The 21,876-nt window shown below is 62.2% G+C and carries 19 protein-coding genes and 1 pseudogene; 8 read left to right on the top strand and 12 right to left on the bottom strand.

The window, feature by feature from the left end:
• Together NF78_RS03570 and NF78_RS03565 are read right to left on the bottom strand one after the other, a co-directional pair.
• A complete protein-coding gene (locus NF78_RS03570; protein WP_035984909.1) occupies window positions 1-792 on the bottom strand; it encodes a type 1 glutamine amidotransferase in 792 nt (263 codons plus the stop codon).
• Window positions 793-918: 126 nt separating this feature from the next.
• Window positions 919-2,235 (bottom strand): Mur ligase family protein, encoded by a 1,317-nt coding sequence (locus NF78_RS03565; RefSeq protein WP_035984908.1) that lies wholly within the window; start codon window positions 2,233-2,235, stop codon window positions 919-921.
• A gap of 94 nt (window positions 2,236-2,329) precedes the next feature.
• Between NF78_RS03565 and NF78_RS03560 the strand changes: the two genes are divergently transcribed.
• From NF78_RS03560 to NF78_RS03545, 4 genes are all read left to right on the top strand, one after another.
• Entirely contained in the window at window positions 2,330-3,118 is a 789-nt protein-coding gene (locus NF78_RS03560; protein WP_035984907.1) for a cobalt-precorrin-6A reductase, read from the top strand.
• Window positions 3,119-3,516: 398 nt separating this feature from the next.
• Window positions 3,517-4,953 (top strand): PP2C family protein-serine/threonine phosphatase, encoded by a 1,437-nt coding sequence (locus NF78_RS03555; RefSeq protein WP_225885219.1) that lies wholly within the window; start codon window positions 3,517-3,519, stop codon window positions 4,951-4,953.
• 190 nt (window positions 4,954-5,143) lie between these two features.
• The gene (locus NF78_RS03550) at window positions 5,144-5,734 is read left to right on the top strand and encodes a DUF2808 domain-containing protein (RefSeq protein ID WP_052049726.1); all 591 of its coding nucleotides are present in this window, start codon (window positions 5,144-5,146) and stop codon (window positions 5,732-5,734) included.
• A 478-nt stretch (window positions 5,735-6,212) separates the two neighbouring features.
• Window positions 6,213-6,542, top strand: coding sequence for a hypothetical protein (locus NF78_RS03545; protein WP_035984905.1), 330 nt, complete (start codon window positions 6,213-6,215; stop codon window positions 6,540-6,542).
• Window positions 6,543-6,661: 119 nt separating this feature from the next.
• Here NF78_RS03545 and NF78_RS03540 read toward each other — a convergent pair whose 3' ends face one another.
• Window positions 6,662-10,411, bottom strand: coding sequence for a WD40 repeat domain-containing protein (locus tag NF78_RS03540; RefSeq protein WP_035984904.1), 3,750 nt, complete (start codon window positions 10,409-10,411; stop codon window positions 6,662-6,664).
• Window positions 10,412-11,077: 666 nt separating this feature from the next.
• On the opposite strand from NF78_RS03540, the gene NF78_RS03535 reads away from it, so the two are divergent.
• The 3 genes from NF78_RS03535 to NF78_RS03525 all read left to right on the top strand — a co-directional run bounded on the left by NF78_RS03535 (window position 11,078) and on the right by NF78_RS03525 (window position 13,061).
• Window positions 11,078-11,998 (top strand): ATP-binding cassette domain-containing protein, encoded by a 921-nt coding sequence (locus NF78_RS03535; RefSeq protein WP_035988610.1) that lies wholly within the window; start codon window positions 11,078-11,080, stop codon window positions 11,996-11,998.
• Complete coding sequence (locus NF78_RS03530) at window positions 11,995-12,774, top strand: ABC transporter permease (protein WP_035984903.1); 780 nt, start codon at window positions 11,995-11,997, stop codon at window positions 12,772-12,774. Before NF78_RS03535 ends, NF78_RS03530 begins: the two co-directional genes overlap by 4 nt.
• Window positions 12,775-12,857: 83 nt before the next feature.
• Window positions 12,858-13,061, top strand: coding sequence for a hypothetical protein (locus NF78_RS03525; protein ID WP_035984902.1), 204 nt, complete (start codon window positions 12,858-12,860; stop codon window positions 13,059-13,061).
• Window positions 13,062-13,155: 94 nt separating this feature from the next.
• On the opposite strand, the gene NF78_RS33370 is transcribed toward NF78_RS03525, so the two are convergent.
• The 8 genes and pseudogenes from NF78_RS33370 to NF78_RS03490 all read right to left on the bottom strand — a co-directional run bounded on the left by NF78_RS33370 (window position 13,156) and on the right by NF78_RS03490 (window position 21,099).
• A complete protein-coding gene (locus NF78_RS33370; RefSeq protein WP_263970626.1) occupies window positions 13,156-14,010 on the bottom strand; it encodes a thiazole synthase in 855 nt (284 codons plus the stop codon).
• A 111-nt stretch (window positions 14,011-14,121) separates the two neighbouring features.
• Window positions 14,122-15,141: pseudogene (gene thiO / locus NF78_RS33365) on the bottom strand (glycine oxidase ThiO); the annotation flags it as partial.
• Window positions 15,142-15,230: 89 nt separating this feature from the next.
• Window positions 15,231-15,731, bottom strand: coding sequence for a hypothetical protein (locus tag NF78_RS03515; protein WP_035984900.1), 501 nt, complete (start codon window positions 15,729-15,731; stop codon window positions 15,231-15,233).
• Window positions 15,732-15,924: 193 nt separating this feature from the next.
• Window positions 15,925-16,485 carry a hypothetical protein gene (locus NF78_RS03510; protein ID WP_035984899.1) on the bottom strand — a complete coding sequence of 187 codons (561 nt, stop codon included), beginning with the start codon at window positions 16,483-16,485 and terminating at the stop codon, window positions 15,925-15,927.
• Window positions 16,486-16,931: 446 nt separating this feature from the next.
• Complete coding sequence (locus tag NF78_RS03505; RefSeq protein ID WP_035984898.1) at window positions 16,932-17,558, bottom strand: CatB-related O-acetyltransferase; 627 nt, start codon at window positions 17,556-17,558, stop codon at window positions 16,932-16,934.
• A gap of 21 nt (window positions 17,559-17,579) precedes the next feature.
• Window positions 17,580-18,173 (bottom strand): 5-formyltetrahydrofolate cyclo-ligase, encoded by a 594-nt coding sequence (locus NF78_RS03500; RefSeq protein ID WP_225885218.1) that lies wholly within the window; start codon window positions 18,171-18,173, stop codon window positions 17,580-17,582.
• A 40-nt stretch (window positions 18,174-18,213) separates the two neighbouring features.
• Entirely contained in the window at window positions 18,214-20,403 is a 2,190-nt protein-coding gene (locus NF78_RS03495) for a pentapeptide repeat-containing protein (protein ID WP_225885217.1), read from the bottom strand.
• Between the two features lie 6 nt (window positions 20,404-20,409).
• Window positions 20,410-21,099 carry a M23 family metallopeptidase gene (locus tag NF78_RS03490; RefSeq protein WP_081972491.1) on the bottom strand — a complete coding sequence of 230 codons (690 nt, stop codon included), beginning with the start codon at window positions 21,097-21,099 and terminating at the stop codon, window positions 20,410-20,412.
• An 85-nt stretch (window positions 21,100-21,184) separates the two neighbouring features.
• Here NF78_RS03490 and NF78_RS32800 point away from each other — a divergent pair, with 85 nt between their 5' ends.
• The gene (locus NF78_RS32800) at window positions 21,185-21,313 is read left to right on the top strand and encodes a hypothetical protein (protein WP_263970539.1); all 129 of its coding nucleotides are present in this window, start codon (window positions 21,185-21,187) and stop codon (window positions 21,311-21,313) included.
• Between the two features lie 134 nt (window positions 21,314-21,447).
• On the opposite strand, the gene NF78_RS03485 is transcribed toward NF78_RS32800, so the two are convergent.
• Window positions 21,448-21,795 carry a hypothetical protein gene (locus tag NF78_RS03485; RefSeq protein WP_035984897.1) on the bottom strand — a complete coding sequence of 116 codons (348 nt, stop codon included), beginning with the start codon at window positions 21,793-21,795 and terminating at the stop codon, window positions 21,448-21,450.
• Window positions 21,796-21,876 lie beyond the last annotated feature (81 nt).

The following is a 21,876-nucleotide window of genomic DNA, read 5'->3' as shown; positions in this document are numbered from 1 at the left end:
TTAGCCGTAGCGCTGCACGGCATAGGTGTGGGCCGCCAGTTCTTCGGTATCGGGTAGGGCTGGCAGGGTGATGGTGTCCTCTGGGTAACGGCGGCGCAGGGCCAGGCCGATGAGATAGTCGGCAAAGTGGGGATTTTTGGGCAGGAGTGAGCCGTGCATGTAGCTGCCAAACACGTTTTTGTAGCGTGCCCCCTCGTACTCAGCGGTGGCGTTGTTGCCAAACCCGGCGATGGTCTTGGCCAGGGGTTCAACGCCGTCGCCCAGGTAGGTTTGCCCGGAGTGGTTTTCAAACCCGACCAGGGTTCTGGGAAGGTCGCGGGGATGGGCGTACAGCGTCTGCATGTCAGCGTAGGTGTCAGGGGTAAGCTCGACCACCAGATTGCCAATGCAACGCTGCTTGACATCGGTGCCGGGGGCGCGGGTGTTGACGTTGATGATGCCCAAACCACGGGTCTCGTCACCATTGCCCATTAAAAAGGTATTGCCCATCAGCTGGTAGCCGCCGCACACCCCCAAGAACACGACGCCCGCCTCGGTATCGGCCCGAATGGCGTCGTACTTGAGCTGGTGGAAGTCGTTGACGACGGCGACCTGGTCGGTGTCCTGACCGCCGCCCATGAAGTAGAGATCGGTGGTGCCGGCCTGAGCCACATCCCCCATAGACAGGGCATTGACGGTGCAGTCAATGCCCATCCACTGGCAGCGGCGGCGCAGCACAATCAGGTTGCCGGTGTCGCCGTAGAGGTTGAGGTGGTCGGGGTAGAGGTGGGTGAGGGTGAGGGCGTAGGGCATGGGGTGGAGGGGTAGGCGGGTGGAGGGGTGGGCGGGTGGAGGGGTGGGCGGGTGGAGGGGTGGGCACTGCCCACCATTGTCTAGAACTGTTGTCTAGAACTGTCTGGAACTGCTGTGGGCAAACCCCTAAACAATATCTAGGGTTTTGCCCATGAGCTTGCGGAATTCCAGCATGGCGGTGTAGGTGGGCAGCACAAATACCGTGTCGCCGGGGTCGGCTTTCTCAAAGGATAGATCAATGGCCTGGCGGATCGATTCTGCGGTGGGGATAGGGCCGGGGGGGGTATCGAGGGCGTACTTGAGCCGCACGGCCATGTCCTTGGCGCGGATGCCGGTGCAGAGAATCCAGTCGATCTGGGCCTGGTTGAGCCGCTCCAGTTCGCTGTCCCACAGCCAGGAGACGTCTTTGCCATCGGCGGTGTTGTCGTTGATGGCCAAAATCAGCTTCAGGCCAGCGATGTTTCGCAGTAGCTCCAGGCTGAGGCTAAAGCTGGCCGGGTTTTTGACCAGCAGCAGGCGGTAGTTGACCTGTTTGGGGCCCTGCTGGCGGGTGAGAATTTCGCCGCGGCCAAAGGCGGGCTGGAAGGTCTTGAGTCCAGCGACGGCGGTGGGGCCGTCGATACCAAGCAGGTTGGCGATCGCGATCGCCGTCAGGGCGTTATAGACGTGGAAGAACCCCGGCGAGACGGTTCTGGCCTGGGGGATATCTACAGCACGGCCATTCATCTGGCCCTGGATGGCAAAGTCGGTGGTCAGGTCTTCGTTGATGTGAATGTGAGTGGCTTCCAGGCCCTGGCTGTTGGCCTGGGGCCGATTGAGCTTGCCTTCGTAGGGCAAAAATCGGGCGTACTCCGGGGCCAGCGACATGAAGTAGGTGGCGTTGCCCAATCCCTGGGTCAGGCGGGCCGTGCGGGGATCGTCGCCGTTGACCACCACCGCAGCGTTAGGGCACTGGGCTATGCCGTCGCGAATCAGCTTTTCGGTGCGATCGATTTCGCCGTAGGCGTCGAGCTGGTCGCGGTAGAGATTGGTGACAGCAATAATGCTGGGCCGCAGCAGGGTCGCGATCCGCGGCAGGGTGGCTTCTTCTACCTCCAGCACGGCGTGGGTAAAATCGAGGCGACCCAGGAGGTTGCTCCGCTTGAGCAGCTCCGATAAAATGCCCTGGCTGAGGTTGGCCCCGGCCTTGTTGCGCAGCACCCTGACCCCTGGCACCTGACTGATGATGGCGCTGAGCATGGTCTGGCTGGTGGTTTTGCCGTTGGTGCCGGTGATTGCCACCACAGTGGGAATTTGGCTGATCAGCGCCTCTAGGACAAAGGGAAAGTAGCGCCCCACCAGGTAGCCCGGCAGGGCAGTCCCCGACCCCCGACCCGAGATCCGCAGGGCCAGGGTCAGCAGTTTGGCAAAGGCAACAATGGGGATCAGCAGCAGTTGGGTCATGGCCAGGGGCGGCAGGGGATGAGGGAAAGGGTAGCAGAGAGTGGGGTGGGTGAGTAGGTGGGTGGGAGAGTGGGAGAGTGGGAGAGTAGGCGGGATGGGGGTGCTGTGGATCATTGGGGGGACGGGGGAGGCGGTGCGGTTGGCGACCGCCCTGGCGGCGATGGCGATTCCCTGTCTGGTAACGGTGACGACTGAGGCGGCGCGGCGGGGATACCCAACTAGCCCCTATCTGACGGTATGGGTGGAACGCCTGGATGTGGGCGAACTGGAGGGATTTATCGGTGAGTGGGGGGTAGAGGCGGTGTTGGATGCGTCTCACCCGTTTGCGGTGGAGATTTCCCAGGGGGCGATCGCCGCCGCCCAGGCCCTCAAAATTCCCTACTGGCGCTACGAGCGCCCTGTCCTGGAGCGATCGCCTGCCCCCGACTGGATTCACTCTGTATCAGGGCTAGGGGCCATTCTAACCCCAGAGGTTTTGAGCGGAGAGCGGGTGCTGCTGACCCTCGGCTATCGCTGGCTACAGCATTTTGCTCCCTGGCAGACCCAGGCCACGCTCTTTGCCCGCATCCTGCCCTCGGCGGTGGCTTTAGCGGCGGCCCTGAAGGCTGGGTTCACCCCGGACCGACTGATTGCCCTGCGCCCCCCAATCAGCGCAGCGCTGGAAAAAGCGCTCTGGCAGCAGTGGCAGATTACCCGAGTGATTACAAAAGCCTCTGGTGCCCCCGGTGGCGAAGACGCCAAACGGGCCGTAGCCGAGCAGTTAGGCATTTCCCTCTTTGTCCTCCGTCGGCCCCAGATTGACTATCCAGCGGTCTACCACAGCCAGGAGGAACTTTTGACCCACTGCCAAACCTGGTGGTCCTTCCGTTCAGACCACCCCTGAGCCCCTCTATATACTTAGTAGTTACTGTCCCCCTTGGCCCCCGCTCGCCTCTTCCCACCCTTACGGGCAGGTGCTCCCCATCGACATCTCCGCGTCTACACCCCTCACTCCGGCCGCTCAAAATACCTGAAATCTTCTCCTCCTCTAGAGGTGGTTAAGTCCTGTAGGGAATGTTATTCTTGGCCTTCAATTTGTGCGCTACTATGGGCTATCCCCGGTTGCTGCCGTGGAAAGCACCTCTGCAAAAGTCGCTGTATACCGACAAAAATAGGGTTTTTTTACTTTCACAATTAATCGCCTGTACCAAATTTCCATTTAGCCCCTATATTTAGTTGGTCGTTCCGTTCGCTGAGTTTCACGCAAGCGTTTTGCCCAGGTCGTCCATGCCAGCTTTCCCCATGCCATCCGGGTCCTCCCCCTCCTTTGAGAGCGCTAGTAGCGCTTTGCCCGATACGCCGCCAGTGTTTGCCCTGAAGGAACTGGTGGCTCGGCTGCAGCGCGAGCAGTACAAAATTCAGGACTTGCTCAGCTCGCTGGGGTTTGCCCTGCGCAGCCTCAACAACCTGAACCAGTTCCTGGAACTGATTCCGATGATTGCCAGCCGGGTAACCGATGCCAGCGGCGGGGCCCTGGTGCTGTTTCGGGCTGACGGACAGGTGCGCCTGGAGCGGCTGCACTGCCAGAGCGAAGACCAGTGCCAGGATGTGCGATCGGCCCTGGAGGCCGCCACTCGCCAGGTGACCGCCAGTTTTCAGGCGGCTCCGGAGAGCAGCATGATGTCGATGGCCCGCAATGCCATGCTGGCCCTCGATCGCCAGGTGAACCGCTACCTGGGCAACGACTTTCAGCTGTTTGGTACCGCCATCATTGTGCAAAACGTGGAGCGGGGGCGGCTGTACGTGTTTAGCCGCGATCCCGACTACGCCTGGACCGAAACCCGTCAAAAGCTGGTGCGACTGGTGGCGGACCAGACCTCTGTGGCGATCGAAAACAATGAGCTGACGGCGGCCCTGCGTAAAAAAGAACGTCTGGACCGGGAGCTAGAAATTGGGGCCGAAATTCAGCTGCAGCTACTGCCCCGGGAGTGTCCTGCCATTGAGGGCATGGATCTGGCGGCCCGCTGCAAAACCGCCCATCGGGTGGGCGGCGACTATTACGACTTTATTCCCACCACCTTTGACCAGCTGCGCCAGAGTGACGCGCAGCAGTCGGCCACGGCCCCCTGGAGCTTTGCCATTGGCGATGTGATGGGCAAAGGTGTACCCGCCGGGTTGATTATGACGATGATGCGGGGCATGCTGCGCACGGAGGTGCTCAACGGCCATTCGCCGGCCCGCATTTTGCAGGATTTAAACTTTGTCATGCACAGCGATTTAGAAAGCTCTAATCGCTTTGTTACCCTGTTTTACGCCGAGTACAATCCCAAAACGCGGCGGTTGGCCTACGGCAACGCGGCCCACAACCCGCCCTTGCTGTGGCAGGCCTCCACCAACACGATTACGCGGTTGGATACCCCCGGTATGCTGCTGGGGCTGGACATGAATACCCAGTACTGTGAGGCGGAGGTGCAGCTCCAGCCGGGCGATACGGTGGTGTTTTACACCGATGGCTTTACGGAAGCCGCCAACTCCCGTGGCGATCGCTTTGAAGAAGAAAACCTGGAGCGCGCCCTCCAGTGGGCCTGCCGTAACTGCACCTCGGCGGAGGCCATTTTAGACTACACCTTTGACCTCCTCGATCGCTTCATTGGCGGCGATCGAGGCCATGACGACGACATGACCCTGGTGGTCATGCGGGTGAAGCCCGAACTTCAGCTCAACCTGTTCGATAGCTAGACCTGTTCGATAGCTAGACAAGCGGGCCTTTGAGCCCAAGCCACTGCGCCGCGATCGCTGGGCGACAGCGCTACACTTTAAAGAATGCGAAAGGAAAGGCGAAAGACGTCTCACCCTGGAGCGTTTCGACGGATTCTGGCGGTGGGCATTGTCTGAGTCTGTCGCAGTCCTGTAGTGCGGAGGTCTAGCCATGCCGAAATCACCCCCTTCGCGGTTCACGGGGTCCGTCCTGGTGAGCGCTGTGTTGGCCCTGGGTACGGCGGGCGGACTCTCAGCCCCGCTCCCCGCCGCCGCTATTCAATACTCTGACGGCACTGTCGGGTTTTCCTACCCCCTGCGCCTGAGCGAAAGCTACGCCACCCGCAGTCTGGTCAGCGAGGGCAACGTTACCTATTACCTCACCTTCGACTTTCCTGCCGCTGCCGCCGAACCCCTCGACCGGGTTGTGGTCAGGCTAAATGAAGGCTTTGACTCCATTTTTCGGTATCGCCTCGACGCAACCGAAGCCTTTGCCAATACCCCGGACGGGCGCGTGCTACTTCCCCTTGGCGAAGTGAGCGAAGACCGCGACAACCGGGCAATCACCATTGCCTTCGACCCGCCGGTTGAGCCTGGGGTGCCGGTTACGCTAGCGCTGCGGCCGGTCCGCAATCCGCGCTTTGGCGGGGTATACCTGTTTGGGGCCAGTGCCTACCCGGTGGGCGATACTGTAGAACCCACCTTTATGGGCTATGCCCGGCTGAGCTTCTACGAGCGTGATGGCCGCCATCGCTGGCCTTAAGCAGTGGGTGGGTGGTGACGAGATCTAGGGGCTGTCATCAATTAGCTGCTAAACGCCAAAAATTAAGGGTTACAGCCTCTAGCCTATCGGTTTGATCGGGCGTGGCAAAGCTTGATATATAGCGATGGCCATTGCGCTTAGAACATTGACCTCTTCCAAAGGCAAAAACTGGGGCAGCGCAATGGCGTATAGCCATCGCTTCAGAGGCATTGGTCATGTTCTAATGGTTCTGGCGATGGCTATACCAGGCTTTTAACCACAATTGATGACACGCCCTAGGAATCCGAAGTCTTGTTATACAGCAGGGTTATTGGTAAGGGCAGTGCAGTTAAGACATCTGTTCTAGTTCAGCATTCCAGCAGGTTATTGAGGCAAGTTCTGCAAGGTTGTCGATGAGGCTGTTGATAAAGTGGATCGAACGCATTGCCAGTCTTATCATCCGTGGAAAGGCGGGGCTTTTCCAAAAGGACATCGTGGTATGCAGTCCTTAGTGGATGGATACAACGGACTGGAAATAGATCTGATTTTTTATGATTCAAATCAGATAGTTACAGTGAAGTTTGAGTCTACAAAAGTGTATCGAGTGATAGATGAGGGATACAGACTAAGACAGCTTCAACATCTTCCTTTGCCAATGGCCGAAACAATGTATGTGGTGTCCAACTCAGACATGGTGGAAGAGTTAGTAGACGAGTCTTGCGGTACGGTCGAAAGCGCAAGTGTTATCCACTATCTCGTTGTCACAGATAATGATTGTATTGATGTTATTGTAGGAGCCGATGTTGAACCGCAGCTATCATATAAATGATGTTTAACCGATGGCTCAATGTTGGTTTTTGCTGCAAAAAAAAAGCTGGAGCAGACTATTGAAAACCGCTATAGTGTTGCGAAGATTGCTTACATCCGCTCAGCCGGAACGTTCCTCAACTAATAGCTGACGATCGCCCCCAGGGATTTCAGCATGCGGGTTTCGGTCTCCGATAACCCCGTGGCACCGCGAATATTGACGCCTTCGTAGGGGCGATCGGGCCGCAGGGTCAGCTGGCAAACCCCTGAATCTAGAGCCCAGACGCGAATCTCATCGTCCTGGCTGGCGCTGATCAAGTGAGTGCGGCTGGGGCTGACCGCCACCTGCCAGATGTCCTGGCTGTGGCCCTTGAGCCGGTGGCGACACTGGCTGCTGGCGACCGCCCACACCTCAATCTGCGCGGCCATACTGGTCAGGGCCAGTAGTTCGCCCGTAGGGTTAAGGGCTACCCCCTGTAGCCACTGTTCCGCCGGGTGCCGCCACTGCCCGGCAGGCTGGGCCTGGTCGGGGCCGTGGTGGAGAGCCGCCGCCAGATCCCACCAGCACACCGTGCCGTCGTAGCTGGCGCTGGCCAAGATAGTGCCGTCCACACTCACCGCCAGTCCGTGGATCTGCCCCTGGTGGCCGCTGAGGGTGCCCAGGCTGGTGCGCTGATCTAGCCGCCATAGCCCAATGCTGCCGTCGCGGGACCCGATGGCGATCGCCCGCCCGTCGGGGCTAAAGGCCAGGGCGGTGGCGCTGTCGGGGCAGGCCTCCAGATCCCCAGCGCTGCTGCCCGTGGCAGTGTCCCACAGCGAAACCGTACCCTCCTGGCTGGCGCTGACCAGCCACTGCCCATCGGGGCTAAAGCCGAGCAGCGTGGCCAGGGCCGCCGTGGGCCAGACCCGGCTCTCTGCGCTCACCGCCGACCACAGCCGCAGGGTCTGATCGGTGGCGCTGCTGGCCAACCACCGACCATCGGCGCTGAGGGCCACGGCGCGCACCAGACCACTGTGGCCCGCCAGGGTGCGGGGGCCGCTGGCGTAGGGACTGCCTGGGGCAATCTGCCAGAGCCGCAGGTGGGTGTCGTCGTGGCCGGTCAAAATGGTGCCGCTGGCAGCGTTGGCATCGCCGCCGGGATCGGTGCTGAGGGCCAAACACCCAACCCGATGGGCCTGGCTGAGAAAGCTGCGCCAGCACTGGCCTCGCCGGGCACTCCAGAGCTTGATGGTGTAGTTGCTGCCGGTGACGAAGTAGCGACTGTCGGTGCTAAAGGCCAGGGCCCAGACCGGGGCCCCCAGGGAGGGCAGGGTATAGCAGGCGCGGCGCTCTAGAATATCCCAGACCGAGACGCTGAAGTCCTGGCGGCTGCACACCAGATAGCGTCCGCTGGGGCTGATGGCCAGGGCAGGCAGGGCCTGCACATCGGCGGGCACAATCCAGCAGGGCAACCCAGTATTCAGGTTCCAAATGGTGAGGCAGTGGTCGTCGTAGCCCGCCGCAAAGGGAATCTGGGGGCAGGCGGGGTCGGTGGGGTCGGCCAGAAACCCGGCGGTGCGTATGCTCGCCGTCGATCGCGCCTGAAAGTCTTTGACCAGATTGCGATCGCGCGTGTTCCATAGGCAGGCCCGCTGGTCTTCGCCTCCGCTGACCAGGCCATTGACCCAGGGGTCTGCCCGCTCGCCCCCAGCGCTGTAGGCCAGACTGTGAATTGGGCCATGGTGGGCCTCCAGCTGCCCCTGGCTCATCCCCGAGGCCACTTCCCACAGGCACAGTTGGCCGCTGTCGTCACCGGAGGCCAACTGGCTGCCGTCGGGGCTAAAGGCCAGGGCCCCCACGGCCACCCGGTGGTGGCTGAGCACGTCGGTTTGGTAGGTCGTCCCCACTGGCCACAGCCAGATGTCTCCCGCCTCGGTGCCTACCGCCAGCAGGTCACCCTGGGGGCTAAAGGCCAGCGATCGCACCCCCTGGGACTGGTCTTCGTCAAACATCCACAGCAGTTTGCCCCGCCTCAGGTCCCACAGCAGCAGACGGCCTTCGTGGTCACCTGTGGCCAGGTAGCGGCGCTGGTCGGAGCCAGGCGGGCTAAAGGCGGCGACCGGGTTGCGGCCCAGGGCGGTGGCAAAGGCCGTATCGCTGAACTGAGCCTGGCTAAAGTTGGCTCCCTGCAGGCTCACCCGGCGCAGGTCCCCCTGCCAGATGGCCAGCTGCGCAAAATCGACCCCGCTCAACCCCAGCCCCAGATACTGGCAGAGGTGAATCAGGTTGCTAGCGGCGTAGCCGGGCTGGTTGGCCAACCCAGACAGCGCCCGGAGCAGGCGATCGCCCTTGGCCGTCAGCGCTGCCTCAGTCGGGTACCGCCGCCGGAGTTCGTCCCCCAGGGGCACCAGCATCGCCGCCCGCTGGCGTTCCTGCACCACCTCGCGAGCGGTCATGGTCACCAGGGGAAGCCGCTGCAACCACCCCAGCGATTCAGCCTCCAGCTCGGCCACCAGTTCCTGGTGCAGCCGTTCCAGCACCAGGGTTTGCACCATTGGGCGCAGGCTCAGCACCAGTCCGCCCCCCTCTACGGGCTGGCACCCCACCCAGCCCCGCCCCAACACGGACTGCACCGCGTCATCCTCGGGGGCGGGCTGTAGGGTGGCGATCAGGTCGTCGAGTCCCATCGGTTCCTGGGCCAGGGCCAGTCCGTAGAGAATGGCCCACTCTGCGGCCAAAAGTCGATCCAGCGCCTGGCTAAAGGTGCGCTGTACTACCATCGGCACCACCCGGTCGTGCGCCTGCAGCAGCGATTTGGGCTGCCCCTGGTACAGGTCGCGCACAATCGCTCCTACCCCCCGCAGCACCAGGGGATGGCTGCCGTAGCGATCGATCAGGGCGGTCCAACCGTCTGGGAGAGGGGTCGGGGCCGCGGGGAGTTGCAGCAGGGGGCGAACGGCTTCGGCGGCCAGCTCCCCCAGGGAGCATTCCTGCACCCGGGGCCCCTGTACCTGGGACAGATCGGCTGGCTTTTCCCGGCTGACCCAAACCAGGCAGCTCTGGTGGTGGCGCTCGGCCCCCTGGTGGAACAACCGCTGCAGGGCGTCGGTATTGGCCCGGTAGGTGCCCAGCGGCAGCTGCGGCTCAAACAGCTGATCCATATCGTCGAGAATGAGCAGGATCCGGCGCTGCTCAAGCTGGTCGAGCACCCAGTCGACGGCAGCCAGGGGCGGCAGGGCCACGGGCGGGGCCGGGGCGAGCCAGTGCAGGAGGGCCACAATCACCGCCTCGTCGGTGACGTCGGGGGGGAGCGCCAGGTAGCCGCACCGCTCGACCTGGGGACCGATCGCCGCGGCGATCGCGGCAGCCAGGGTGGTCTTGCCCACCCCCGGCAGACCCCACAGCACCACCGTGCGGCAGCGATCGTCTACTATCCACTGTTGGAACTGGGCCAGTTCGGCCTCGCGCCCGCTGCAGTCAGCCAGGTCAATGCGCGGCGAGTCGCGGACGACTAAGGCCAGAGTCGCGCCCAGAGTCGCGCCCAGAGCCGCTCCCGGAGCCGCTCCCGGAGCCGAGTTAGTCGGGGACGGTAGCGGGGCGTCCTCGGTGGAGGAGGTAGCCATCAGCCCCTGAACAGCCCAGGTGTGCAGCACGTTTTGAATGTTACGCTTGGTGACACGAATACCCCGGCGATCGGTATCTACCAGGTCGGTGAGGAACTGCCAGAGCTTGGGGCCAACGTCTTTTTTGAGGTAGTCTTCGGTATAGCCGACGGCGGGGGTCGCCATCGCCGCATAGGTTTTGTTTTCCCAGGCTCCCTTCAGCACCAACCGTTCTACATCCTTGAGCGGACGGCCCTTTCGCTCTACGGCGACCTGGTTAATGAGTACAGCAATTTCCTCAAAATCCATCGGCTCGGTACTTACAGATGACCCCCAAATGTGGCCTCAGTTTAACCTGAATTTTTCAGAACTCTGCGGAGCCGACCGAAGTCCGATCAGGCTATTACAGCAAAAAAATTCCCTGACCCGAGAGCCAGGGAATGATCAGGGTGCATCTACCAGTTCATATTTCAGGGCCAGGGCGGGGCATCAGGATGGTTTGGGACAGATTTTGCTACAGTGCCTGGGGGAGTGAGTGGGTGGATGGGTAGGTGGGTAGGTGGGTGGATGGGTGGATGGGTGGATGAGACATCGTAAATCCGAATCACATCACGTAACTCCGAATCACATTACTCGGGTTCAAACCAGGAGGCTTGCCTAGGGGCTGTCATCAATTAGCTGCTAAATGCTCACAAATGAAGGGTTACAGCCCCTAGCCTGTCTTGTAGGGCGGGCATGGCAAGGCCTGATATAGCCGCCTTTTAGCCACAAGGGGTGACACGCCCCAGGGGCATAGGCGAAGCCAGGCCAGGAGCGTTACGGCCGGTGCCCAGCCCAATTGAGGATAGCCAAGGCGAATTCAGGAGTAGGGTGGGCAATGCCCACCAGTGCGACTTTCGGCGGAGGGATGATTTTCCTCGCCAGCTGTGGTTCAGTGCGGGGATAACTGTTCAGGGATCACAGGGGGAGAACGCCGTGGGTGATGCGCTGAGTTTAACGGCCTACGATCTATGGAAAACCTACGGCGATGAGGCGGTGGTGCAGGGGATTAGCTTTACCCTGGCACCGGGGGAGATCGTGGGCCTGCTGGGGCCAAATGGGGCGGGCAAAACCACCACCGTGGGCATGCTGTTTGGCACGGTGATTCCCACCAAGGGGTTTGTGCAGTTCGGGCCCTGGCAGCTGCCGGGGCAGGGTCAGCTGGCCCGCGCCCAGATGGGCATCGTCACCCAGGAGGACAACCTCGACCCGGACTTTACGGTTTTCAACAACCTCACCCACTTTGCCCACCACTACCGCATCACCGGCGCGGCGGCGCGGCAGCGGGCGGGGGAACTGCTGGCTCTGGTCAATCTGGAACACCGGGCCGATGCCCAGGTGGATGACCTCTCGGGCGGCATGAAGCGGCGGCTGGTGCTGGCCCGCGCCCTGCTGAACAATCCCCAAGTGGTGTTTCTAGACGAACCTACGACAGGTCTCGACCCCGACGCCCGCCAGGACTTTTGGCGACTGGTGCAACACCTGAAGGCGAACGGCTGCGGCATTCTGCTAACGACCCACTACATGGATGAGGCCCAGCGGCTGTGCGATCGCCTGCTGCTGCTCCAGGCGGGTAAAGTGATCGACGAGGGCACCCCCAGCGACCTGGTGGCCCGCGTAATTGGCCGCGAGGTGGCCGAGGTCGAGGGAGTTGATGCCGAGCCGCTCAAAGCCCTGGCCGATCGCCACGGGGCCTGGTATCGCGCCTTTGGCGGGGGGCACCTGGTCACCCTGCCCGACGATGATCCTGAGGCGGTGTGGGCTCAAATTGAGGCCCACCATCCCAGTCGCCTGCTGCGACGGCCCGCCAACTTAGAAGATGTGTTCTTGCGACTCACCGGGAGCGTGCTGGAATGAAACAAATTACGGCCACCCCGTGGGGGGTGTATTCGGTCTGGTGGCGACACTTTCAGGTGTACCGCAGCACCTGGCTGGTCAACTGCCTGCCGCCGATCTCTGAGCCCATTGTCTACCTGCTGGCCTTTGGCTACGGCCTCACGCCCCTGATTGGCGAGGTGGAATACCTGGGGCAGATGGTGTCCTACTCGCGGTTCTTGGCACCGGGGATGATTGCCATTGGGGTGCTGTTTCAGTCGTTCTTTGAGGGGGCCTACAGCAGCTTCATTCGGCTCAATTTTCAAAAGACCTGGCAGGCGCTGCTGACGGCCCCGCTGAGCTATACCGATGTGTTTTTGGGGGACTGGTTTTGGGCCGCCACCAAGGGGGCGATCGCGGGCATTCTGACCGGTCTGGTGGCGGTAGTCGCCAACCTCTACGACCTCTCCAGCCTGGTGCTGTCGCTGCCGCTGATTTTCCTCGGCAGCCTGCTGTTTGGGGCCTTTGGCCTGCTGGTGGCGGGGGCGGTCAACAAGGTTGACCAGGTGAATGTGCCGATTTTTCTGGTCATCATTCCCATGTTTACCCTCTGCGGTACCTACTTCCCCCGCGACACGCTGCCGCCGCTGCTGGCCCGCTTTGCCAGTTTTCTGCCCCTGGCCGCGCTGGTGGACTTGCTGCGCTGGCCCCTGGGGCTGCCGCCCTGGTGGCCCCTGATGCTGCTGTGGCTCCTGGGCTGGATGGTGGTGATGGCGCGTCTGGCCGCCCTGCGGATCTATCCCCGGTTGTTCAGCTAACGGCCGCTAGTCTTGAGGGTTGGGCAACGAAGCAGGAAGCGGTTACAACAGGTACATAGAAAATTCTCGATGGCTCTGAATCTATGTCGTCACCTGCGTCTCAGCCCGACTGCCCGATCACCGGCCTGGTCAGCCAGTGTATTCAAGCCCGCACGATTACCCAGGCCCAGTACCAGCAGCTAACCGCCCTGGTGCTGGCCGATGGCACCGTCGATGAGAGCGAGCGCAAGCAAGTCAACCGCCTATTTGACGCGATTCAGGTAGGGCGGGTGAGGATTTTGGACTAGCAAAAAGAGGGTGAGGGGATGAGGAAATGGGGGGATGAGGAGGTCAGTTTTCCTCACCGTTCTCATCTCCTCACCATTCTCCTCCTCTTTTTCCTTACTCGGTGATGCGTCCGGTTAGTGGGGAGCTGGCGATCGCTTTTCCCTGCACCGGAATCCGCCCGGCTCGGTAGGCGAGGCGTCCGGCCAGGGTGGCCAGACCCATGGCGCGGCCCATGGCGACGGGGTCGGCGGCTTTGGCGATCGCGGTGTTGATCAGCAGCGCATCGGCTCCCATCTCCATCGCTTCGGCGGCCTCGCTGGGGGTGCCAATGCCCGCATCGACCACCACCGGCACGGTGGCATTTTCAACAATGATTTGAATGTTGGCGGCGTTGCGAATGCCCTGCCCGGAGCCGATCGGTGAGCCCAGGGGCATGACGGTGGCGCAGCCCGCTTCTTCCAGGCGATTGGCCAGCAGCGGGTCGGCGTTGATGTAGGGCAGCACCGCAAAGCCTTCCTTGACCAACTGCTCGGCGGCTTCCAGGGTGCCAATCGGGTCGGGCAGCAGGTACTTGGCGTCGGGGATGACTTCGAGCTTGACGAAGTTGTTGTCCTCCTGGCCCAGCAGCTTGGCCATTTCGCGACCCAGACGAGCGACGCGAATCGCCTCTTCGGCGGTTTTGCAGCCTGCGGTGTTGGGCAGCATCCAGATCTTGGACCAATCCAGGGCTTCGGCCAGTCCCTCGTGGCCGGGGGCATTGGTCTGCACCCGCCGCACCGCCACGGTGACAATGTTGCAGCCGCTGGCGGCAATGCTCTGGCGCATGGTGGCAAAGTCGCTGTACTTGCCGGTGCCGGTCATCAGGCGCGACGCAAAGGTTCGCCCGGCAATGGTTAACGGGGAATCGCCAGGGACAGGAGCCAGATCGGCATTGAGCGCAGGGGCGGGGGCAACATCGGTGAAGGTCATGGCCTGAGGGGGTGAAGAAAGGGTAGAAGGGGTGGAACGCGATGGTGCAGACTCGTGGAATCGTCGCCAGGAGAAGGCTTCCAGGCGCGGGTCCACGGTGCCCATCACCGCCTGGGCCACCAGCTGAGCGGTAATCGGGGCCAGCAAAATGCCGTTGCGGTAATGGCCAGTAGCCAGGGTGAGGTTGGCGGCGGGGCCAGGGCCCAGGATGGGCCACTCATCGGGGGTGGCGGGCCGGTAGCCCCACCAGGTCTCGTCGAGGGTGAAGTCGGCCAGCTGGGGCAGCAGGGCGATCGCATTCCCCAGCAGCTGGTTCACGCCTCTAGCAGTATTGTGGGGCGTAAACCCCACGTCCTGGCTGGTGGCCCCCAGCACAATGCGGCCGTCGCGGCGGGGCACAATGTAAATGTCTTCGCCAAACAGCACCCGCTGTAAGGGCTGGGGTGTGCCAGAACCGGGAGGCACCCGCAGACTGGCCATTTCGCCTTTTTTGGGAAACACCGGCAGGGGCAGCAGCTCGTGGGCCCAGGCCCCGCTGGCCAGCACCACCTGGTCAGCGCTGAAGTCCCCCGCCTTGGCGGTACACACGCGCTCCACCTGGCCCTGGTGCTGCCGCAGGGCGATCGCTCCGGTGCCCTCGTGGATAGTAACGCCCAGGTCGATCGCCGCCTGCCGCAGGGCCTGCACCAGCAGCCGATTGTCGATCTGGCCCTCGTCGGGATACCAGAAGGCCCCCTGCACGGTGTCGCTCAGGCCGGGCTGGTAGTGGCGGAGGGTGGCTGCGCTCAGCCATTCCCCCGAGCAACCCTCGGCAGCCCCCTGGAAAACGGTACGGCGCGGGGCCAAAATGCCGCAGGGCCAGTAGCCCACCGACTGTCCGGTGAGGGCTTCCAGCTTGCTCACCCAGGTGGGGTAGAGGCTAAGGCTGGCCAGGCACAGCTCTTGCATGGGGCCGGGGGGAATGCCTTCGGCCTGGGGGGCCAGCATTCCGGCGGCGGCATGGCTGGCGGCCTGGGCAACGTCGCGGCTGAGCACGGCGACCGTGGCACCCCGCTGTCGTAGCTCCAGCGCGATCGCCAAGCCAATAATGCCGCCGCCCACCACCAGGACGTCGCTTCCCTGATTTGCCATGCCGTTCAACTCAAGTGCTCACTGCCATTTTAGGCTACCTGAGGCGGCGATGGACGCAGACCCAAGCCAAAGGGAGCACCGCTGAACCACTACCACAGGGCCGGAATAGAGTCTAAGTCGGGGTCAGGGGCCGGACGCGGCACCTCTCCCGGCTGCACCAGCCCCGGCTGAATGGGAGCAATATCGCCGCCGGTATTGGGGGGACTGGTATTGGCGGGAAATGTCGTGGCCCCACCCGTGCGGGGAATCACATTGCCAGCGGCGGGGGCGGTGCCTGTCTGGTCGGGGGAGATGACTGCCCGCCCAAAGGGGTCACCGTTGCCGTTGGTCTGGGTGCCAAAGGCGCTATCGCCCGGGGCCGGAATGCCGTTGGTGCCCACCTCGCTCTGGCGCTGCACCAGCCGCCCGGCCTGCTCCAGGGGCACACTGCCCAGGTCGTTCCCTGCCTGCTGCCCCGGCTGCTGAAGCGCTGTATTGCGCTGGCTGGCCAGCTGCGCCCCCTGGGGGCGATCGCGGAAGAGCCGATTCAGCCCACCGGTCAGCATCACCACCATAGCGGCCAGAATACCGCCAATAATAAAGCGATTCATAGCTGTCCTAACCCATACCTTTGTTCTATCATCGCGTAACCTGGCCCAGTTGGCACCGACAACGCTGGTTCTCGCCCGATTCAGTCCCTACCGCAGAGGGTCTGCCCAGTGCCGCTGGGCGGCAAGCCACGTTCAAAGGAAAAGAATGCCTCAGTGCAGCGGGGATCAAGCTTCTTTACTGTCGGACTGCCCCCTAGGCGGGCTGAATGATCACGACGTCCAGCTCCAAATCGTTGTAGTCGTCGAGGGTTTCTTGATCTTCAAAGCCGATCGCGTAGCGGTTGCCGTTGGCGTAGCGGGTGCGCTGGACCCTGACGCCAAACGCGTCGCGCCAGGGGCTATTGACCGTCAGGCGGTTGTCGCCGTCAAAGTAGTAGGTAAAAACGTCGGTTTCCCGGGGTAGCGAAAACCAGCGGGTGGGGTTGTTCGTGGTGATTTCCTGCCGCAGTTCCGACTCCGGGGGCAGCTGATTGATGGGGCGCGGGCCAGCGTTTTCCTGGTAGACCCGCAGCCGCTGGCGAAACAGCGCATCCCCCCCAGAAATGCGATACCACACCTGGTGAGGCGTGGTGCGGTTGGTAGTGTAGATCGAGTAGGCGGTCGCCGATGGCATGGTCACAACTTCGTACTCGCGCACCAGGGCACCCAGGGGGGGAGCCTGCTGGGCGAAAGCCCGCACCCCCAGAGGCAAAGCCCAGAGCAACACTGCCCCAAGGGCCACAACGAAACCGTAGACTATGCCGCGCCGTTTCATGCTCTCAGCCACTGGAAGGATTTGCCCAAAGAATAACGCAGTTTTTTCGGTTCAGAGCGCCGAAACAAGCTTTTTATAGCGGTCCCCAGGCGAGTGAGATATACCCATCGCCAGAACCGCTAGGCCATGACCAATGCCCCTGAAGCGATGGCTATATACGCTTGGAAAATTTGCCCCCAAAGGCCCCCCTGGCCCCCAAGTTTGGGGGTGCCGGAAAGTCAAAGTCCCCCAAGGTTGGGGGGATTTAAGGGGGCTAACGCCGAGCAATTCCTTGAAGACATAATTCGCCAACAGCATCAGCGAAGTGTACCCCAACGGCAGTCGGCCCGGTTGGGTTCTGCTAGCGCGCCACCCAACCTTCAAATTGAAGTTTGAAAGAGCACTAGGGGTTGTAACCCTGAACATTTGGGGGTTTGGCAGCTAATTGATGACAGTCCCTAAGGCTTCTAAACAGCAGATTGCAGGGTCTGGAGGTCAGAGCCGCAGATAGCAGGTAGGTGGCGGGTAATTTTCTCAATATCCCAGTGCCACCACTGGATCGCCAATAGGGCTTCAATGGTGGCCTGATCAAAACGGTAGCGAATGATTTGGGCGGGGTTGCCGCCGACTACAGCGTAGGGAGGTACGTCTTTGGTCACAACGGATTGGGTAGCAACAATGGCTCCGTCGCCCACCTGGACGCCGGGCATGAGCGTTGCACCGTAGCCAATCCAGACGTCGTGGCCGATCGCGGTGTCGCCCTTGTGGGGCCACTCGCTGGGCATGACCGACTCCCAGCCCTGGCAAAACACGGGGAAGGGGTAGTTGGTGAACCAGTCGGTGCGGTGGTTGCCGCCGTTCATGATGAATTTGACATCGGAGGCGATCGCGCAAAATTTGCCGATGATCAACTTATCGCCGATGAAGTCGAAGTGGTAGAGCACGTTGCGCTCAAAGTTTTCGGGGTTTTCGAAATCATCGTAGTAGGTGTAGTCGCCCACAACGATGTTGGGGTTGGTCACAAAGGTCTTGAGAAATGCCGTGCGGGTGACGCCGGGGATCGGGTAGCGGGTGGTGGGGCTGGGGCCGTGCATGGGAAGCCAGGGAGGGAGGGGTTACTTTTCGCCCAGGAAGAGGCCGCTTTCGGAGCAGACGCCGGCCAGGGGTTTGTCCCACACATCGCGGGGTAGGCTGGGCAGGCGGGCGTACTCAAACACAATGCCCACGGTGGGAATGCCGTGCCAGGGCGGCTGACTGAGTAGGCGATCGTAGTAGCCGCCGCCGTAGCCGAGGCGGTAGCCGCGCACGTCGCAGGCGACGGCGGGAACGAGCATGAGATCGACCAGGGAGAGGTCGATCTGGGGCGACCTGGGGTGGGGTTCCACGATGCCGTAGGCTCCCTTGCGCAGGGGCCAGGCGTTCTGGGCCGACCAGTAGTGCCAGGTCAGCTGTTTTTTGTCGACGCAGCGGGGCAGGCCCCAGTGGGGGTGGTGGGCGGTCAGGGGGCTGAGGTCGGGCTCCTGGCGAAAGCTGGTGTAGGCCAGAATCACCCGGCACTGGCGAAAGTAGCTCCAGTTGAGCAGATGGGCGCAGATGCGATCGCTTTTTTGTCGCCACACCTGGGGGGGAATGCTCTGGCGAGCGCTGATCAGTCGGCGGCGCAGATCGGATTTAGCCTGATGGTTGAGATCTGAAGAAGATTGAATCACGAGGGGGAAGTCAACGGTCAATGGATAGCCAACAGCGACGCTAAAAGTAGATCAGGAGATTCAAGCCTGGGATGGTACGCGAGAGCGTCCACAGGAGCAGCGCTGTGTAGAGCAGACCCAGCCCCCATTGATACCACACCAGCGCCGTTATCAGCCCCGGCACGTGCTGGTCTCGTAACCGAATGTCATTAAAGCCAAATTTAAGCCAGTTGTTGAGACTAAAGTCTAGATAATTTAACCAGTTCCAGCGGCGATCGAGCAGCAGGTAGGTGTAGCGATCGCGGAAAAACGGAAACTTGGGAATCACCGGCAGGCGCGCAATCAGCAGCCGGAGCTGACGCATGCTGCCGTCTTCGACAAAGTAGCTCTCCTCCATCAGGTCGTGGTAACGACCCCGCTGAATCACCAGCCCAATCAGCCCGGCGGGCACCGGCACCAGCAGCATAAAGAGAAACCCCAGGGTCAGCAGCGGGTAGTCGGCGGCGCGCAGCAGGGCGTTGAGCCCCAGCCCCAGCAGCAGCCCACCGCCGCCCGCCAGCCACAGCCCCTCCTCAATCGGCGGCAGAATGGGGGGAGCGCGGCGGCGGCGGTAGCGATCGACGATCCAGAACATCAGCGCAAAGGTGGGAATCGCCACCAGCCCGAGGCCAAAGGTGAGGCCAAAGCTGGTGCCGTAGCGGCTCAGCACCACCAGCCCCCCCAGCCACAGCCAGCGCAGCCCCAGGGCCAGCCGCTGGGTGATCGGGTAGGCATCGCGGGCAAAGATGCGATCGCGCACCTTCAAATACGCCGCCAGGTCCACCCCCGGCACGCTCAGCACCCCCTCGGTGCCGATAAAGGTCTGGTTCTGGCGCTGCTCCACCACCGCCGCCGCCTGGGCGGCACTAAAGCCGACCCGCACCAGGGCCGCCACCGAGGCGGTGTTGATGTTGGTACCCAGCAGTCGCTGCTGCCAGGCCTTCAGGCGCAGACGCTCGGCGGTGTAGGCGATGTAGTTGGCGTCGCTGATCTGCTCCAGGCGGCGAAAGTTGCGCTCCAGGTTGCGCAGCAGGGTCTCGTTGCCCGCCAGCTGCGGCACCGAAAACACCCGGCCAATTTTGCCAGGGGTGCCCAAAATTTGCGTTTCCTCCAGGCTAAACTCCAGCCCGGCCACATTCAGGTAGGCCGCAGGCAAAAACAGGGCGTCGCCCAGGTCCATCTCGCGGCCCAGCATGGCGTTGCGGAGGTTGACCGGCTCGCCAAAGCGGGCCTGACGCAGCACCAGCGGCGCATCGAAGCGGGCCTCGGTAAAAAACAGCGCCCTGGCGAAGTAGCTGCGCACAAAAAAAGCCGACCCCAGCCACAGGGTGCGGGCAAAATCGGCCACCCCCTGCCACTGCACCCGGCTGAAGTTCAGATCCCCCGCCAGCACCGCCCGGCTAAAGTTGACATCGGCCTTAAACTCGGCCCCCTGAAAGTTGGCCCCGGCTCGAAACTGGCTCTGGTCGAAGCGGGCCGTCTCAAAAAACAGGCTGCCCTTGGCCTGCACCCCCTGGCGAAAGTCGGCCCCGGACAGGTTGACCGACTGGTTAAAGCGCGCCCCCGTCACCGCCAGCCCCTGCTCAAACACCGCACCGCTGGCCAGCACCCGGCCCAAAAAGAACGTGTCGCCCCCCAGCACCTGCCCTGTAAAGCGGGTCTGGGCCGCCACCAGGGGGGCTTTGAACAGATAGATTTGCTGACTGCTGCCCTGGCCCTGAATTAACAGCGACTGCGACAGCCGACTGAGCTGGAGCAGCCGCTGGCGATCGCGCTTGAGCTGGGCCTGGCCCGCCCCACTCAGCAGCGGCGAGAGGGTGTCGCCGTAGAGGGGTTCGCGCTGGCCCAGCCGCTGCAAATCCAGGTCGCCCTGCACAATGGCGTAGCTCAGGTCGAGGGCTGGCGCGGTGGCGGGTTTTTGCAATCCGCCGCTGAGCAGGCGATAAAAGCTGTCGGCGAGGGGACTGTCGGGGCGCAGGTCAATGGTGTAGTAGCGCAGATCAATCGCCGCTCGCCCCTCCCGCTGCACAGGCGTTGCCAGCCGCTGCCGCAGCAGGTCGAGGGTGAGGAGGGGATGGCTGTCGGCGGCAAAGGCCGGGGCCGGACCGGCGATCGCAATTCCCAGCACCAGCACCAGCGCGACCAGCCAGGCCAGGGCTGGTCCTACGGGGTTGTCTTCCCAGGGCCGGAGCAGGCGATTGGGGGAGGGCACCGCGGCCTACAGGGCGGCCTGCTGGCCAACGTACATGGCGCGCAGCACCAGGGCCGGATCGACCCAGTTGTCCTGGTACTTGAGACCCCAGTGCAGGTGGGGGCCGGTAGTGCGGCCCGTCATGCCCACGCGGCCAATGCGGGCCCCAGCAGGCACGGTCTGCCCTGGCCGCAGCTGAATGCCGCCGTTGCGATCGACGAGGACTTTATTTTGTCCACTGCCCTCCACATGGCCGTGCATGTGGCAGTAGATGTGGGTCCATTCGCCCGACTTGATCGCCAGGGAGGTGCCACAGGCCCCCTGGTCTTCTACCCAGAGCACTTCCCCGGTCCACCAGTTGCGGATGTAGCTGCCATTGGGGGCGGCCAGGTCCAGCCCGTAATGAAAACGAGGGCTACCGCTGTAGGGATCACTGCGGTAGCCAAAGGGGGAGGTGTAGGTTTGAAAATCTTCGACCGGGAAGGAGGCCCGGGTCCAGAGGGCGGCAGCAATGTCCTGGGCAATAGCCGGTGGCAACGAGCGGGGCATCAATAGGGCCACCGCTACCGCCGTCGATACCCCCAGCCCCAGCAGGGCTTTAGGGCGAGGCCAGGACTTGAAAACCCTGGTGAAGGTATGGGCTGCGGTCTTTGCCCAGCGGGCGGTGACCGGCGTTAGAAGAGAAAGCTGTGGCAGGGAGCGAAGTCGACCGATCATGGTGTAAAACGCGATCGTGGGAGCAGCGAACGTCGCCAATTAGCTTATCCCAGTTTTTCAAAGTGGAACGACTTTTTTGCCGGCTTTGCCACCATCTTTAAGCAGAACCTCCAAATCCCATCGCCATCCAACCGAAGCGGCCACCGCCGCCAAAATTTTGGTGGCGGTGGCCGGCGGAGAAGGCCTGAGGGCAGCTCCCCTGGAGCGGCTATGAAGAGGGTGTTGCTGAATGGGGGCATGAATTTGGCTAGGGGCAAACCGCCGCTTGCCCCTGCGTGGGGCGGTGAATGCCTATTCATACCGGTGCATCACCCCGTGCCTGTGCTCGACCCCGGGGAAAAAGGCGGCCTACTGAGCTGAGGCACTGGCCAAAATCTGGGGCAGGCCAATTTCACTGCACACTTCGTAGAAAGCCGTCACTGGCGGGGCCTCAAACAGGTGGGCAATTTTGCCCAGGGTCTGCTGGTAGACGGCGTCGTGGTGGCCGTCCATGTTCTCAATGCTGTCCCACAAAATAATGGCGATGCCGCGATCGCTGCCCGGCTCCTGCAGCAGGTACGCGCCCTTAAAGCCCTCGGTGTAGGTAGAGACCGCCTTTTCGTAGAGCTGGCGGGCCTCGCTAAAACAGCCGGGTTTGAACTCGCCGATGGCCACGTAGGCGTATTTGTGGCGCAAAAAGTCGTCAAAGTCACTCATAAATGGAGTCAGTCCTAGGTTTAGGTATAAACACTAGTGTCGATCAGATGATGACGGACGGCGCTTTTTCTAACCCAGGCT

This window comes from Leptolyngbya sp. KIOST-1 (assembly GCF_000763385.1).
GTDB lineage: Bacteria > Cyanobacteriota > Cyanobacteriia > Phormidesmidales > Phormidesmidaceae > Nodosilinea.
This window is presented reverse-complemented; position numbering and strand designations above follow the sequence as displayed.